This window comes from 'Nostoc azollae' 0708 (genome assembly GCF_000196515.1).
GTDB classification, from domain to species: Bacteria; Cyanobacteriota; Cyanobacteriia; order Cyanobacteriales; family Nostocaceae; genus Trichormus_B; species Trichormus_B azollae.
Genome location: NC_014248.1, coordinates 2,529,080 through 2,545,975, shown reverse-complemented (window position 1 = coordinate 2,545,975; position 16,896 = coordinate 2,529,080). Strand labels below are relative to the sequence as shown.

The window sequence follows — 16,896 nt, the reverse complement described above, 5'->3', positions numbered from 1 at the left end:
ATACTGTATATATAGCAAGCATTTCAGCAGTTGGAAACCATGACCCCATCTTCAACAGATTGTATACCAAAACAGTTGAAATTTGAGCAACAAAAATGGCTGCCAGTCATAGTCAATTTCCAGGGTGGACAAGTAAGAGCAGATGCAGGATTAAGCTTAATTGCTGAAATAGACAGAAAATTGCAAATCACATCACAGTTTGCACAATCTTTCTAAGATTAGCGAAAGCCAAATCGGATTGACCATTCAATAGAGAGCTTAATTAAACAAAGAATATACGGGCTGGTCATGGGGTATGAAGACTTGAATGACCACGAATAATTACGTCATGACCAGATGTTTGCTATAGCTTTAGGAAAAAGCATTGGAGTAGAGAATGAACCTGCAACATTGGCAGGAAAGAGTACATTAAATCCCCTGGAACATTGTCCTGAAGATGTGGAACAAGGAGCAGACAGCGGGTACCATAAAATCGGGGATTCTCCATCAGAAATTGAAAGCTCATTTGTCAAAATATTTCTAGAATCTTACGCCAAAGAACCAAGAGAAATTGTTTTGGATTTAGATGTAACTGATGAATTAGTACACGGCTATCAGGAGCAAGTTTTCTTCAATACTTATGATGGGGGATACTGCTATGCTCCACTTTATATTTTCTGTGGAAAACATCTATTAGCAGCCAAACTTCGCCCTTCAAACGTAGATCCAGCATTTGGGGCATTATCAGAAGTACAAAGAGTGATTAAACAAATACGTCAACAATGGAAGAATGTTGAGATTTTAGTAGGTGGAGATAGTGCTTATTCTAGAGACGATATCATGACATGGTGTGAATCCCAAATGGGTGTGGATTATGTTTTTGGATTGGCGCAGAATAGTCGTTTAATTGGGATGACTAGAACGACTCAAAGTAGAGCATCCCTTGAGTTTAAGCAAAAACTATCAACAGTAGTTTCATTCTTAGAAACTATGTTTAAACCAGATGAAGAACTTGCAGAATTTGCTGGTGACTTGATTAATAACTCAATTTGGTATAAATCGTTAGACTATAAAACTCGTGAATCTTGGAGCCGTAGTCGTCGTGTTGTTTTTAAGGTTGAATATGGAGTAAAAGGGACTAATGTTCGTTTTGTTGTAACTTCACTTTCTACTAAGAAAGTACCTCCTAGTCAACTATATAGACAAAAATATTGTCAGCGAGGGGAGATGGGAAATCGTTTTAAAGAACAACAATTAGAACTTTTTAGTGATAGAACAAGCACCCATACATTTGCGGGAAATCAATTAGGTTTATGGTTCTCTTCTATAGCTTAGGTTTTGCTCAATGCCTTGGGTCAAAAATGTTTAGCTAAAACCGAATTACAAAATACTACTGTTGGGACTATTCGTACCAAATTATTGAAGTTAGGAGCTTTAATTACTGTAAGTACACGTCCCATTAATTGCGATTACTAGTTATTGGCCATATAGACATATCTTTGCTACTGCTCATAGACGCTTAATAATGCTCACTAATACTGCTTAATTTGAAGTTAAATTGCCTTTTACTTATTTCTAATTAATCATACTTCGCCCTTGGGTTGATTCAAGTCTTGTTTTGTCATGCTTAATTTTATGAACAGAGCATTTTGATTTTACTACCAATAAAAAGATAGTGACTATTTTAGCTTTATAAATGCGATTTTATATTTAATTTATCTCTGCGATTCAATTTTGATTGATGATGTATCAAAATTTAGTCTCACATCAGGTCATGTAAATTTATTTTTTACTGCTTGTGAGAAATCCGGGGGAAGGCATAGAAAAAACAGTAAGGAGTCAAATATTAGAAGTGGTAAGTCCAGAAATAGCCCTTTTTTTTTATTGAAGGAACAAGCGGAAGGAAAGTAGGTAAAACCAGGAAAGTCAAAACCTTGGTAGGAGAGGAGAACTAAAACTAAAAGCTAAACAGTTGCAGAGACTGGGTTTGAAGCCAAGAAGTCGATTAAGTCCATTACTTCAAAAGTGCTGCTTGAGGCTATCAGCTAAGGAATCATATCAAAAAGCAGAAGTTGAAATTGAGGCATTAAACAGGAGTAAAAGTTGGCCATAGGAGGCAACAAAAACTAGTTGTGGAACAAGATTGGGAGCTACCACAAGGAAAACAAGCTGTCTGTGAAGTGAGCGTGGATGGTGGAAAAGTACGACTAGGGGGCAAACACCACAAGCAGGCTGGTACTGGCGAGACTATAAAACCCTTCGTCTACAAGGAATTTATGATGGCGCATTTTTTGATAACAACTAATCAATCATGAGTTGATTATGTTAATAGCCAGTCTTTGGTTAACCCCCTTGTGTGTTTGGGGGATGGTCATGATGGAGTTTGGAATTTAGTTAAAGAGTTTGGAACTGAAAAATTCAAACCTTTGGAAATTTTGGATTGGTATCACCTCAAAGAGAATCTTTATCAAATTGGTGGTTATTTAAAGCATCTCCAAGCTGTTGAGAGTTTATTGTGGCAAGATCAGATAGAGCCAATTCAAGCTTTATTTAATAATTGTCGAGGCAAACAAGTGAAGAAGTTTTTCGACATAAGTGAAAAACATGCCACTGGCATTATTAACTACACCTACTACCAAGCTGAACAACTGTGTTCTATTGGTTCTGGATCTGTCGAATCTGCTATTAAACACATTGGAGCAAGGATTAAAATTTCTGGACCACAGTGGAATGTTGAAAGTGTCTACCAAATCCTTTCCCTTCCTTGTGCTTATCTCAATGGTTTGCTTCCTATTTGAGTCTTTCTGCCAAAACTCTATCCTCCCGATATTAAGTCTGTAAACATCCATCGTCAGTAGATCACGGACAACAGGGTGTGGGGTGTAGGGGAAGCACTAGCCCAGAAGTTAAAGGATACAAGCCTCTATTTTTAAATCAGGACTGACGCAACTGGCACAAATAGTGGGCGGCATGTAGCCCTGGCACGGAACAATTGAACTCAAACCAAGCACATAGGAAGACTTGGGCGTTTTAGTTGCTGAATTAAATAATTAGAAAGCAATCTATGCTTGTTTTGATAAACAGTTTGACCAGTTTGATAGGCTAAATTCTTTAATCTAATCCAAACCAACATTGCACAAGCAATATGATTTCTTTTAAGCCTAGCTTTACGACATTGACAAGATTCAATGCCACTTATTTGTTTAATCTCTCGGTGAAACTCCTCGATTTTCCAACGAATTTTACACACCTCTTGTACAACATTCGTAGAACTTTGAGATAAATCGTTAGTAGCGACATAATCCGTTCTGTTGGTAGAAACAGCAACCCGGAATAGTTTCACTTTTTCTGAGCGGGAAACACTTTAATTTTTATAATTTTACCACATTCTAACTCTTCAGTACTCCATTCTCATAATTCAATAGGTTTATCTTTTTCTTTGGCAAATGTATCATCAACTAACCGATTCTTTTTTAAAGGGCAATAATAAATTTTGTCTAAGCTATCAATATACAGCATGAAACTGTTTACTGCATACCATGTATCCATCAAAACCGTATCAAATGGGAAAAGCTGATGATACACCAGGTTTTGCAGCATATCTTTCACATGGTCTATCTTGGTTTTACGATCCACATCAGGATTAAAAATGCGCTAATCTGTTACCCCAAATCTTTGAACTTTAGGATTCACATAGACACAACTGACTACACCAATTCCTTTAAGTATGCCATGTTTATTACTACTATATTGTCTCCTCACCATCTCTATTTCTTCAGAATATCTTTCGTGTAAAACACTATCATCAAATATGATGTACCCATTACCATCAGCTTCTACTACCTCTTTCACCTTATCCTATAGTAAAGGAGATGTTAACTTTTCGGTTTTTAAATAATAGTTAATTGCATCATGGCTAATACTTTCTAAATGCTCTGCTAAATTAGTAATTGTATAATTAATTTGACTAGTTCATAAGTGTTGGCAGTAATCAAGTTTAGTAAATCTCATTACCGTCAGCAACATTTATCTAATACAATCTCCTACCTATTTTCTCATGAATATTTGAATAATGTTTCCTGTTGCAGCTACTTCTTATGGGTTGATAAAGCTTTCCATATCCGATTTATTTAATACGGATGTACTATATTCACCCATCGCCTGTGCCAGTTCCCTAAGTCCTGTAAATATGGAAACAGAAAAAAAGATGTATTTCGAGACATTACGTGCCAGAAATGTGGTGTCTTTATGTCAAGCCCATCAATAAATTGATGGGGTTTTCCTACCCCTACACCCTTATACCCTATACTGGATGGAAATAGAAAGCAAAGCCCAAAACTGTATAGGCAGCTAATAGTAAAGTTCCTTCCAACCAATTGGATTTACCATCAGAACTAATGCTATTAGCAATTAACACTGCTACTGCTACTGCTACTAATTCAAAGGGATTGAAATCTAAATCCATTGGCTGATTCATGAACCGTCCAGCAATGACTAAAACAGGGGCGACAAATAGGGCAATTTGCATACTTGATCCCACTGCTACAGATAAAGAAAGATCCATTTTATTTTTCATGGCTACGGTGACAGCTGTCGCGTGTTCTGCGGCATTACCGACTATGGGCAACAAAATTACGCCTGTAAATAGTGCTGTCAAACCTAACTTGGATGTGGCTACTTCTAAAGTATCAACCAGTAATTCTGACTCTAAGGCTACAAAAAGTGTGCAGACTAGTAATACACTAGTCCAAATCCAAATATTTGGTTTTTCTTCGCTCATTTTTTCGTGTTTTTCTTCTGCTTCAATTTCTATCTCTGCTACACCTACGTCATATAAATAGGCATGAGTTTTCATGGAAAATAGCAATGTTAGCGCGTAAACCAGAATTAATACTACAGCAACAGCAAGGGAGAGATTTTGCAATGTTCTCTCACTGATGCCAATAGATGTGTAGTTCATTGCTGTTGGTAACAAAATTGCAATTACTGCTAAATTCATTGATGAAGCATTTACCCGCGCCACAACTGATTGGAATGTTTGTTCCTTGTAGCGCAGTCCGCCCAATAACATCGAAAGACCCATTACTAATAGTAAGTTGCCAATAATTGACCCGGTAATACTGGCTTTAACAACATCTATTAGTCCCGCATTGAGGGCGACTAAAGCAATAATCAATTCTGTAGCATTACCAAAGGTGGCATTTAACAACCCTCCTAATGAGGGACCGACGACGACAGCAATTTCTTCTGTGGCTGCACCCATCCAACCTGCTAGGGGTAGAATTGCTAATCCAGCCGTGATGAAAACTATCAATTCTCCCCATTCTAGAAAGTGTGCCGCTAGGGAGATGGGGATAAAAACTAACAAGCCGAGAAAAATGATGTTTTTTATTGACATTTATGATTGATCTCGAATTTTGGGTGTAAGTAAGTGGGCAGCAGTTACGCAACTGGCATATTAGTAGGGTGCGTCAGATGTCAAAAATTTGTTGATACCAAACAATTTATAGGTCTGACGCACCTTACAAGAGATATTGAGTGTGACACTTGCGTAAGTCCTAAGATCAATATTACACATTGGAATATCTGTCTGTAATCAACATCTAGGTTAATCTTAACTTTGCTGTTTCCTAAATAGCGGCATATATATATAATAAGATTGAGGTTTAAGTCGCTATTGCAATCATTTGTTGCAAAAATATGAGTTTAATTCAGGGTTTTATCCAGAGAATAGGTTTTAATAGGTTAAAATACCATTAAGTTTCTTGGCTGATTAGCTTTGCTGGTAATTTCATTATCATTAATGAGGTTTTATTGCAATATTTAATAATTTCTTGCTTGACGAGAAATATGTGCGCGATAATGCAGATTTATTGCCGGATCAAGAGCTTATTTGCCAAAGTCGTTATTCAGCTTTATTCACCAGATGTTGTTTATACCCGATTGTCTGCACAAACAACTGTAAAAATGTACCTATAATAATACTTTTGCCACAACCAAAATTTTACCTTGGATATAAATATTATGACTTCTGCTACTGAATTACCAGTTAGCTCTGGCTCAACATTTGACTTAAATCAAGATTCCCAAGCAATGCCATATCATGATCCCCATGATCCCCTGAAAAAATCTCAGGGTGTATATGTGACTGTGCATGGTCATTTTTACCAACCACCTAGAGAAAATCCTTATTTGGATGCGATTGAACGTCAACCAAGTGCTACACCATTCCATGATTGGAATGAACGCATTCATTGGGAATGCTATCGCCCCAATGCCTTTGCTAGAGTGCTAAATGACCAGGGTGAGTTGTTGGGGATCGTTAATAATTATGAGTACATGAGTTTTAATATCGGCCCAACGCTGATGTCGTGGTTAGAACGCTACGATGTGGAGGTTTATCAGCGGATTTTGGAGGCTGATGCTAAGAGTAGTCAAAGGTTGCATGGTCACGGGAATGCGATCGCGCAAGTATACAATCACATCATCATGCCCTTGGCTAATGAACGAGATAAATATACCCAAATTCGTTGGGGTAAAGCAGACTTCAAATCTCGATTTGGTCGTGATCCCGAAGGTATCTGGCTGGCTGAAACTGCTGTAGATTATGCAACTTTAGAAGCTTTGGTGGCTGAAGATATTTGCTTTATTGTCCTCGCACCATCGCAAGCCCAGCGTTGTCGTCCTTTCCCTTCTGAATATGACCCCCAACCAGAATGGCATGAAGTTGGTGGTAGTCAAATTGATCCCACTCGTCCCTATCGTTGTTATTTAAAGCCTAGCCTTAGTGTTGTATCTTCTCCTCTAAGTGCTAATAAGGCAACTATGTCAGAAAGCACGGAAGGCTTACCTTATATTGACATTTTCTTCTATGATGGACCGATTTCACGGGACATGGGTTTTAGTGATGTGGTGTATAGTTCCACTCATTTTGCAGGACGAGTCGGTGCAGCAGTGCGCGGGGATCATCGTCCAGCACAGTTAATTTCTGTCGCCACTGATGGGGAAACCTTTGGACATCACAAGAAGGGTACGGAGAAAACTTTAGCTTATGCTTTTATTGGTGAGTTTCCTCGTCATGGTTGGACGGTAACAAATTTTGCTCATTATCTGAGTTTAAATCCTCCCAGTTGGGAAGTGGAGTTAAAGTCTATTACAGCCTGGAGTTGCGCTCATGGTGTGGACAGATGGCAAGATGATTGTGGTTGTGGTGGAGAAGGTGGTGTATGGCATCAAAGATGGCGGCGACCTTTGCGAAATGCTTTGAATTGGTTGCGGGATCAATTGATTGAGGTGTATGAGGAATATGGAAGTAAGTTATTTCGGGATCCCTGGTTAGCAAGGGATGAATATATTCAAGTCTTGCGTGATCGCTCTCCAGCTAGTGTTAGCAGTTTTCTCTCCCGTCATCAAACTCGCAAGCTACAAGCAGCAGAACAAATAGATGCTTTGCGTTTGTTGGAAATGCAGCGTCACGCTTTGTTCATGTTTACTAGTTGCGGTTGGTTTTTTGAAGAAATTTCCCGCCCAGAAGGAACACAGATTCTCCGTTATGCCGCCCGCGCTTTAGAATTGGCAGGAGATGTGGCGGGTGTGCAGTTGGAAAAAGGCTTTCTGAAACGGTTGGGTTTGGCAGAGAGTAATGTTCCACACTTTAAGCATGGTGGAGAAATTTACCGTCAATTGGTATTAACTGCCCAAATTGGGTTTAAACAAGTTGCAGCCCATTACGCAATTACTTCCCTGTTTAATAATCACAACAATGCGCCCTCCACACAAGATACTTCTGCAAATTTCCATAGTTATCAAAAAGCAGTATATTGTTACACTGCCAATGAGTTAGATTACCAGATGCAACGCATGGGCGCGTTGAGTATGGCAGTAGGACATTTGAAGCTAGTGTCTGATATTACTTGGGAAAGTGAAAATTTAGTGTTTGCAGTTTTGCATTTAGGAGGTTGGGATTTCCATTGCTGTATTCAGCCATTTACGGGCAGACGTGATTACAGTAACTTGAAAGAAAAGCTATTTGCATCGCTGCAACAAGCAAGTGCGGCTCAGGTGATCCTCGTCATGACGCAAATTTTCGGCGGTGAAGCCTTTAGTTTACAGAATTTATTTGCAGAAGAACGCCACCGGATTATGCGGCTGTTAAGTCAGGAAACACTGACAAGATTAGACCAGCTATATACCCAAACATACCGGGAATATTACGGTGTGATTATGGCGTTTCATCGGGATGAATTAGCTGTTCCCCAAGAATTGCAAGTAGCAGCGGAGATTGCATTGGGTTATCGCTGTATGATGAGTTTGCGATCGCTTGAGCAAGATATTATCGAAGCCCAATTAAGTTGGAATCATATAGCAGAATTAGAAGCGATCGCCACTGAAGCTAAACATCTGCGTTGTCGCCTCAATATACCTGAAGGTAAGCAAATATTAGAACAGCTAATTGTGCGATTACTTTGGCAACTGTTACACGATGCCAATGGTTCTTTTGCCACAGATATCCAAAGATTGGAAAAGTTGATTGATGTGGGATATCAGCTAAATTTAGGCATTTCCTTAGAAAAATCCCAAGAACTTTACTTTAGCTCTTTGCATAGTCAAGTAGTTCCTCTGTGTCTGACTAACGTGGATAATCAAGCAGATGTTTCTCAGTGTCGTCAGTTGCTAAAATTAGGACGAAAATTAGCCGTTGATGTCAGCATTATTTTGAAAAAATTGGGTTAAAACTGTAAAATAGGGCAGGACAAGGGAGATGAGGGAGATGGGGAAGCAATTTTCCCATCTCCCTCATCTCCCAACCCTGACTTCCCAATTCTCGTAACTCCTATATCTATCAAAAGACAGTGGGCAAACATTCCCATCAACAGACTTAAATAAATAATAATAGTGTCAAAACTGCGAGAACCTATGGCTACAGTTTTAGAAGCTAATTATATCGAGTCATTGTTAGGGAAGGAAGCAGAAGACTTGCTTACTTATACAGCTAAAGTTTCCCAGGATTTATTACATCTACCAGGGTCAGATTTTATAGATAGAATTTGGGTAAATAGCAATCGCTCTCCCCAAGTCTTACGAAATCTCAAACACATCTATTCCACAGGTAGATTAGCCAATACAGGCTATCTATCTATTCTCCCTGTAGACCAAGGGGTTGAACACTCCGCAGGTGCATCATTTGCACCCAATCCAATTTATTTTGACCCAAAAAATATTGTCAAATTGTCAATAGAAGGTGGCTGTAACGCTGTCGCTACAACTTTAGGTGTATTAGGCATTATTGCCCGTAAATATGCCCATAGAATTCCTTTTATCGTCAAACTTAACCATAATGAATTATTAACCTATCCCAATCAATTTGACCAAATTATGTTTGCTGACGTTGAACAAGCTTGGAATTTGGGAGCGACAGCAGTAGGGGCAACAATTTACTTTGGTTCAGAACAATCTACCAGACAAATTCAAGAAGTTAGTCAAGCTTTTAAATACGCCCATAAATTGGGTTTGGTAACAGTTTTATGGTGTTATTTACGGAATAGCACTTTTAAACAAGATCAAGATTATCACCTCGCCGCCGACTTAACCGGACAAGCAAACCATTTAGGTGTGACAATTGAAGCCGATATCATTAAACAAAAGTTACCCGAATGTAATAATGGTTATGGTGCAGTTGCTCAAGCCACAGGTAAGAGTTACGGTAAAACCAATGAGCGAATTTACACAGATTTGACAACTGAACACCCCATAGATTTAACTCGCTATCAAGTCCTCAATTGTTACTGTGGAAGGGTAGGATTAATCAATTCTGGTGGTGGTTCTGGTAAGAATGATTTTGCCGAAGCTGTGCGGACTGCCATAATTAATAAACGTGCTGGAGGTACAGGTTTAATTTCGGGACGGAAGACTTTCCAGCGTCCCTTTGCAGAAGGAGTGAAGTTATTTCACGCCATTCAAGATATTTATTTATCTCCTCTAGTCACCATAGCTTAATATCATATCTTCTTCCCTTTTCTATTCCCTATGAACAGATGTTTCTAAAATAACTAACCCCAGGGAAGACGTTAGCCCAATGAGAATTTTTTAACATTCAGGCATTTGCAAAAAAGCGATGAGGAGATTTGCCAATGTTAAAAATCAAGAGCATATTTGATCAAATATCCCGGAAATTAGTCCTCACTATATTGGTAAGTTTATTCTTACTGCTGAGTTTACCTGTAGCTTCAGTTCACGCTAGTGGTTATTATTCAGACAAAACTCACAAAGTAGAAATTGTCAGGCCTTTTTATTCTACTCAAAAGAGGAAGATAGTCAGAGATGAGGTTGTCAGACCTTTTTATTCTACTCAAGAGCGACGAAAGGAAAAAGTCTATACAACACCATCCAGTAGTGATGATTATATTGAAAGTGGGAAGCGAGCAGGTGAAGTAATTCCTAAAGATTTGGGAACTGGAAGTAGACAAAAAGATCCCGTCAATATGCTCAAACGCACAGGGGAAGAATACTGAAAGGGTCTTTTGGTCCAAATAACTATGAACGGAGTCAAATAGAACAAGAACTAGCAGAGAATAAAGCCGCTAGAGGTAATGTTGAGTAATTAGAGCAGCTAATAGTTATGCAGTGGCCCGCAGTAAAACGTTATGATATTGGCGATTTCATAAATCTGAACAATATTTAACGTTTCTTCCTGTTTAGAAATAAGAGTTAAGAATCTGTACAGATGTTGAAGTAACATCTGTATATTTTATTTTTTCAGTCTATTACTGGCGTAGTAAAGAGCAGTGGCTGGGTGATAATGGATACTTAATACGATGCGTAGATGTTTATAAATTTGCTTCAATTAAATATTGAAAATGCTGAGGGGGATTGCTATAGCATCTTAATATCAATTTTCTGCAAACAATAAACTAAACTATATTTATTAAATACCCAACCGTTTCCGCAGTTTTCATCTACAACACCACAACGCCAGTATAGTTCTTGATAGCTGATAGCTACAAAAAAAGAGGTCATAACTGACCCCTTACAAATCTACCAATATAATCTTTGATTTATAGAAATTAAAGTAAACCAGTATTTATACCTTGTTTGCCAGTTGCTAGTTCCACCTTAACTATTTTGCCACCCATTTTCATGATGCGTTGCTGTTCGCGGAACCAGTTCTCAAATGCAACGAACTTGGTGAAGTAGGTATTTTGTAATTCGCGTTGAGTGCGAACTCTGGATTGGCTGGGAACACAAGCAGTTACTTTAAATAAACGAGCCATTTTTTTCTAATCTCCTGATATTGTTGGGAAAACTTTTTTATCTCAAATATCTTGAGTCAAAATCTTTAATTATTTTTTCCAAGTCTGGGAATCAACCATCAATACTAGACTGATAACACTTACAATTAATCAGCAAGAGAACTTTCTAGCACTGACAATTGATTTCCAAACCTTAATAAAGCCGCACCTAATTTATTAAGTGCAAACCTAACTCCTAGCTCAAGCCAGAGGAGATATAGTCGAAGTAAACGCCCATTTCTTTCCCAGCGTCAGGACCAACCAAGCTTGCAGTTACTTCTTTCATGGCTTGGATAGCTTGAACGGTAGAGCCTACGGGTACACCCAAGGAATTGTAGGTTTCTTTCAAACCGTTTAATACGCGCTCGTCGAGGATGGAAGCATCTCCAGCCAACATAGCGTAGGTGGAATAACGCAAGTAGTAATCCAAGTCACGGATACAAGCTGCGTAACGACGGGTGGTGTACATATTACCACCGGGACGGGTGATATCAGAGTACAACAAGGACTTAGCTACAGCTTCTTTAACGATAGCAGCAGCATTAGCACTAATGGTTGTAGCTGCACGAACGCGAAGTTCACCAGTAGCGAAGTAGCCTTTGAGCTTTTCTAAAGCAGCGGTGTCAAGGTATTTACCTTGAACGTCAGAAGAATTAATTACAGAGGTAATTGCGTCTTGCATTGTTGTTATTTCCTTATTTCCAACTTGATTGCAACAGTTTTAGTTTCAGCAGTTAAATAGCTGTAACTTAACCCATTGCACCAACAACATAGTCGAAGTAAGAACCAGCTTCAGCAGCGTCTTCAGCAGACAACAGGGTAGAAGCAACGCTCTTCATAGCAGTAACGCCACCAGCAACAGCTTCAATGGGAGTACCCAAAGACCTGTACATTTCACGTACACCAACGATACCGATTTCTTCGATGGGGGTTACATCACCAGAAACGATTCCGTAGGTTACAAGACGCAAGTAGTAGTCAAGGTCACGAAGACAAGTAGCTGTCATTTCTTGACCGTAAGCGTTACCACCAGGGGAAACAACATCAGGACGCTTTTGGAACAATTGGTTGCCAGCTTGTTTAACAATGCTTTCGCGGTTGTCAGTCAATACTTGAGCGATGCGGAGACGTTGTGAGCCACCAGCAACAAAGCTCTTAATGCGATTTAATTCACCGGGGCTGAGGTAGCGAGCTTCTGCATCAGCATTCACGATAGCTTTCGTGACGATACTCATTAATGGATTCCTCCAAAACTAATGAAACCAGAACTTGGTTGATAGTAGCACTGTGTTAAGCACAGTATGAGCCAGGTTGGGTATTTACACACGCAATCTGCAAAACTGAACTACCTTCCGCAAATTATTCTCCGGCATTATGTTGAGCATTTATGACTGCTCTTAATATTTTGTAACAATCATTTTCAGATTTGCTCATTTCTAGGGAAAAGGGAATAGGGAATAGGGCATTGGGCATTGGGTATGGGGCATTGGAGTAAGAATTTATTCTTCTTAGTTTTTTCCCCAGTCCCCAGTCCCCAATACCCTATCTGTTACCAGGACGACCAGTTAACACAGCAGGAGATAAGCTAGACCAAGATTGTTTAACCAGGTCAGCGTCTGCTTGTACACTACCCAAGTAGTTACCTGCTGGTAAAGAGGGGAAGCGGTTGTAAGGTACAACATCTTCACCAAAGTAGCGCGCATACTCTGGGCTGTTCACGATCCCTTCTACAGCAGCCCTTAAACCTCTATCAGCCAATATCTTGTTATATTGACGGATTTCACCTTGGGTTGCAGGTGCGCGTCCGAATATGTGACGGAATAAGAACTCAATTACCTTGGTGTTGGGATAGGGAGTGTAGAACCGTTTGCGGTAGATTTCAGAACTAGCTAGTTCAAGGACAAATTGACGCACAGTAATTTCACCGTTACGGAGTTTGCTATCTAAATCACTACGGCGTAAATATTCAGGAACTTGACCACTAAATACGTCCATTACTTGACAATAAATAGCATTAATTACCTGATTTGTTTCGGGAGAATTGGTACCAGTGATTGCGCGGTAAATACGGGCTGGTTTGCGGCGAATTGTACCAACACCAACTTCTACAGACTGACCACGACCATCATTGAAGGAACGACCCAATTCCATAAACAAGGGGTTAGCCTTGTCGATTTGTTTAGCTTGAGCCGCTAAATCTGCGATCGCCTTCGCCAAGATTGGTGTATTCTCAGTCTTAATTCTGGGCTTCACAGTCTCAAAGCTAGGTACAACCAAGTCATCATTTTGCTTAGTTCGCTGGTTGTAAAGCTTCTCTGTATTGGGGAAGTTAGCCGCAGGTAAGGTGGGGAAGCGACGATAAGGAACAGTATCTTCACCAAAAGCTTGCGCGTACTCAGCACTATTGACCATTGTGCCAATAAACGCCTTGATACCTTGAGTAGCCAAGATTTGGTTATACTTGCGAATCTCCGCTTGGTCAATAGGTGCGCGTCCCAAGAAGTGCTTAGTACCCAACTCAATTACCTTGGTGTTGGGATAAGGTGTATAAAATTCCTTGAGGTACAGGCTAGAATAACCAAGAGCTTGAACAAATTCCTTAACAGAAATATCGCCATTACCCAACTGAGTTTCTAGAACAGTAAACTCATTTTTCAGGATGTAAGGTGCAATATCCCGTTCAAAAATCTGACGATAAGCACTACCAATTAAAGTCTGTACTGCCACTTTATCAACAGTATTTGCAAGCAGCTTGAAGATCTTGGTTTGTTCACGGTGCTTGCTAACACCTTGGTTGATACGGAAGTCAATATCTGGTTGGGTCCGCATTTCGGTAACTGCGCCCAATTCCACAAAGCGTGGGGTTACTTCCTTATCAACATTGGCTACATCTTCACGAATAGTACCAACTCGCAATTGACGCAGAGATACACCCGCAGGAGTTAAATAGCGTTCGTAAGGAACAGTATCTTCATTGAAAGCTTCGCTGTATTCAACGCTGTCAATAATTGCATCAACAACTGCGTAGAAACCCTTCTTAGCCGCAAGGTCAAAATACTTATTATTTTCTTGGCGACCGTAAGTAGGACGACCTAGCAAGCGACGGTGAATATACTCAATAGACTTACACACATACAGAGAAGTCCAGTACAGCTTACGGAATAAATCGGATTTCGCCAACATCCGTACAAACTCACGTACAGTAATATCGCCATTTTCTAGCTTAATTTCTGCAACTTTCAGTCGTTGTCCTTCGTAAACATCACGACTGAAAACTTGTAAGTAAGCAGCTTTGATTACCGCTTGAGTAGAGCTTTCTGAGAATTTAACACTTGTACCCTTGGCAGCTTTTTTACCAATAGTTCCAGGTAATTGGTCTAACTTAAACACCTTAGCACCAAGAGTACCAGGAGCTACACTCCGCGCTTGAGGATTGCTCAGTTGGTTATTAATAGCAGGCCCTTGGTGAATCAAGATCCGGCGGGTATCCTTACCAAAAGGTGCAGGGCTGGTGCTAGGGTTGCGGGTTTCTTTAGGGAAAATCGCGCCGAATTGAATTTCTAAGGGATCATTACCAGAACCGTAGGGATGTTGGTCAGGCAATGGTTGTTCATAACCCGCAAAAGTAGTAATAAATTGAGGAACTTTACGGAAAGGCGCACTGTATTTAAACAGGTCTTGCTGTTGTCCCCAGTTCCTACACTCTTGGGCTTCTTGACCTAAACCCCGGAGATAAGGAACCGTTTCTTCACCAAAGTAATCGCTATATTCATTAGAATCTACCAAAGTATCAACTAATGCTGGTAAACCACCCTTGGAAATAATTGAGAAGTAGTTTTGAACTTCTTCCCGGCTGCTGGGTCCTCGTCCTAAAATGTGACGGAAAGCCAACTCAATCACACGGCTGTTAATAAAGGGTTGGTAAAACTGTTTTTGGTAAAGAGAAGATTTAGCTAAACGGCGAATAAACTCCTTCATAGAGATGCAGCCGCTTTTCACCTTAGATTCTAAGTCAGAGATGGACAGGCTGTAAGCACGAGTGATATCGCGCTCAAATACTTGACGATAAGCGGCTTTCACAACTTCTATTTTTTCAGTAGCTGATAAACCGGGCTTCATCACGAACTTAGGACGACGTTCAGCAGCGTTGAAGTAAATTTGAGGAAGTTGTAATCCTTGTTGATCGCGAGAAGGACGTTGACGAACTTTTGTAGATGGTGTGGGTGCTTGGAATTCAGTAAGCAACACATCCATGTACTGAGTCACGATGTCAGTGGCGACAGCATCTTTACGGAAGTAAGATAGGGATGCTGACTTAATTTCCTGTAAAGCCACTAAGGTAGCTTCACCAGAACAAGCATTCTCAATTATTTCCCGCAAACCGCGTGTGTTGACAGAAATTATGTTGGGATCGCCAGCAACGATCGCATAAGTGGCGTAGCGTAAGAACCAGGATAAATCCCGTAAGCTCTTAGCCATGTTGCCAGGACCATAACGTGCTACGTTGATGGGTCTAAAACCAGCAGGTGTGGGACCACCAGCGGAGGTATTGAAGATAGAACGGAGATTTTCTAAGAAGCCACCACGGCTTTCAACGTAGGTGACTGTCCCTAGTTTCATTCCTTCTTGGACATCTCCACCACTGCCAATCATCGCCAGTTCAAGTTCTCTGGGCTTTTCTAAGAAAGACATGGGAGAACCACCAACGAAAATCCGGTTAGCAGCGCGAGAAACGATGATTTCGGAGTTTTCTGTCAGAACTTGAGCGATTTCTAGACGTTTTACTCCAGATGCAAAATAAGTTGCTAGTTCACCCAGTTCAGCTGTTCCCAGCAAACGGTCTTGCTGTTCTGCTTGGGAGATAGTGGCTACAGTTAGGGTTTGATATAGCTGCGGACGAGCAACTGAGCTTCCACCACTTGCTTTAACACTCATTGGATTTGTAAAGCTCCTAATAATAAGCGTTTATTGTTTAAATCTGAATTGTTTTAGGCTTGACATATCTGTGTATTTATGAGTCAGCAATATTGCCTACAAAGTTGCCAGTAAACAAATCAGTCAATTTTTAGATTAGAACGTTTTGCGGTTAAGCTGCTGATTTATTAAGAAGTATGTCAAATCTGAAATCTAAATCTGCCAATAGGAATATGCATATACTTTGATTAGATTTTTATTAATTATCCTTTGTATTAGCATGTCAAGCTACGCTAAATGATCCCCGACTGCTTAGAAAAATGGTGTATCTTGTTGTTCAAGCATTTATTTAATGTGAAACTGCACAGAGTCATGGAATTCATGAGTTGATCTATGTTTATCTGCGTTTATCTAAATTTATCTGTCTTGTTTGTCCTGAAAATCCTATTTTCTTATAAAAGAGGCTGAAAACCCCGAAATAGAACTCTAAAAAGCCAGAAAGTTTTTAGAGTTCTATGTCATTTAAGTCGGGGATGAAAGCCATCTAGAGCAAAAGCATTAAAACAGACGGACTAGGATTTAAGTACGGTGGGGCGCACCGAAACTTTTAACCCTTGCGGAGAGATAACCTTCTACTCAGATTTGTTTGGTAACAAATTTGAGCATGCTTGCTCCTTGAAGTAAAAACCCCCGCGTCTTTAGACCAGGGAGCGTC

10 protein-coding genes and 3 pseudogenes are annotated in these 16,896 nt (G+C 39.9%); 6 read left to right on the top strand and 7 right to left on the bottom strand.

What is annotated here, in order from left to right:
* The first annotated feature begins 39 nt into the window (after window positions 1-39).
* Window positions 40-1,525: pseudogene (locus tag AAZO_RS11590) on the top strand (IS1380 family transposase).
* 267 nt (window positions 1,526-1,792) lie between these two features.
* Window positions 1,793-2,777: pseudogene (locus AAZO_RS11585) on the top strand (ISKra4 family transposase); the annotation flags it as partial.
* A gap of 200 nt (window positions 2,778-2,977) precedes the next feature.
* Here the strand turns inward: AAZO_RS11585 and AAZO_RS30090 are convergent.
* Window positions 2,978-3,942 (bottom strand): annotated as a pseudogene (locus AAZO_RS30090) (IS701 family transposase).
* A 109-nt stretch (window positions 3,943-4,051) separates the two neighbouring features.
* Here AAZO_RS30090 and AAZO_RS33730 point away from each other — a divergent pair.
* Window positions 4,052-4,246, top strand: coding sequence for a hypothetical protein (locus tag AAZO_RS33730; protein WP_013191385.1), 195 nt, complete (start codon window positions 4,052-4,054; stop codon window positions 4,244-4,246).
* Between the two features lie 36 nt (window positions 4,247-4,282).
* Here the strand turns inward: AAZO_RS33730 and cax are convergent, their stop codons facing one another.
* Window positions 4,283-5,377, bottom strand: a complete 1,095-nt coding sequence (gene cax, locus AAZO_RS11570; RefSeq protein WP_013191384.1) for a calcium/proton exchanger — start codon at window positions 5,375-5,377, stop codon at window positions 4,283-4,285.
* A 626-nt stretch (window positions 5,378-6,003) separates the two neighbouring features.
* On the opposite strand from cax, the gene AAZO_RS11565 reads away from it, so the two are divergent.
* The 3 genes from AAZO_RS11565 (at window position 6,004) to AAZO_RS11555 (ending at window position 10,490) form a co-directional block, all read left to right on the top strand.
* Window positions 6,004-8,712: a DUF3536 domain-containing protein gene (locus tag AAZO_RS11565; protein WP_013191383.1), complete on the top strand. Its 2,709-nt coding sequence runs from the start codon at window positions 6,004-6,006 to the stop codon at window positions 8,710-8,712.
* A 183-nt stretch (window positions 8,713-8,895) separates the two neighbouring features.
* Window positions 8,896-9,975, top strand: coding sequence for a class I fructose-bisphosphate aldolase (locus AAZO_RS11560; RefSeq protein WP_013191382.1), 1,080 nt, complete (start codon window positions 8,896-8,898; stop codon window positions 9,973-9,975).
* A 134-nt stretch (window positions 9,976-10,109) separates the two neighbouring features.
* Entirely contained in the window at window positions 10,110-10,490 is a 381-nt protein-coding gene (locus AAZO_RS11555; protein ID WP_013191381.1) for a hypothetical protein, read from the top strand.
* Window positions 10,491-10,851: 361 nt separating this feature from the next.
* Here the strand turns inward: AAZO_RS11555 and AAZO_RS35310 are convergent, their stop codons facing one another.
* The 5 genes from AAZO_RS35310 to AAZO_RS11535 all read right to left on the bottom strand — a co-directional run bounded on the left by AAZO_RS35310 (window position 10,852) and on the right by AAZO_RS11535 (window position 16,202).
* The gene (locus tag AAZO_RS35310; protein ID WP_013191380.1) at window positions 10,852-10,995 is read right to left on the bottom strand and encodes a hypothetical protein; all 144 of its coding nucleotides are present in this window, start codon (window positions 10,993-10,995) and stop codon (window positions 10,852-10,854) included.
* Between the two features lie 47 nt (window positions 10,996-11,042).
* On the bottom strand, window positions 11,043-11,249 hold the full coding sequence (locus AAZO_RS11550) for a phycobilisome linker polypeptide (RefSeq protein WP_013191379.1): 207 nt from the start codon (window positions 11,247-11,249) through the stop codon (window positions 11,043-11,045).
* Window positions 11,250-11,463: 214 nt separating this feature from the next.
* On the bottom strand, window positions 11,464-11,949 hold the full coding sequence (apcB, locus tag AAZO_RS11545) for an allophycocyanin subunit beta (protein ID WP_013191378.1): 486 nt from the start codon (window positions 11,947-11,949) through the stop codon (window positions 11,464-11,466).
* 67 nt (window positions 11,950-12,016) lie between these two features.
* Window positions 12,017-12,502, bottom strand: a complete 486-nt coding sequence (gene apcA / locus AAZO_RS11540; RefSeq protein WP_013191377.1) for an allophycocyanin subunit alpha — start codon at window positions 12,500-12,502, stop codon at window positions 12,017-12,019.
* A 307-nt stretch (window positions 12,503-12,809) separates the two neighbouring features.
* Window positions 12,810-16,202: a phycobilisome rod-core linker polypeptide gene (locus AAZO_RS11535; protein WP_013191375.1), complete on the bottom strand. Its 3,393-nt coding sequence runs from the start codon at window positions 16,200-16,202 to the stop codon at window positions 12,810-12,812.
* Between the last annotated feature and the right edge of the window lie 694 nt (window positions 16,203-16,896).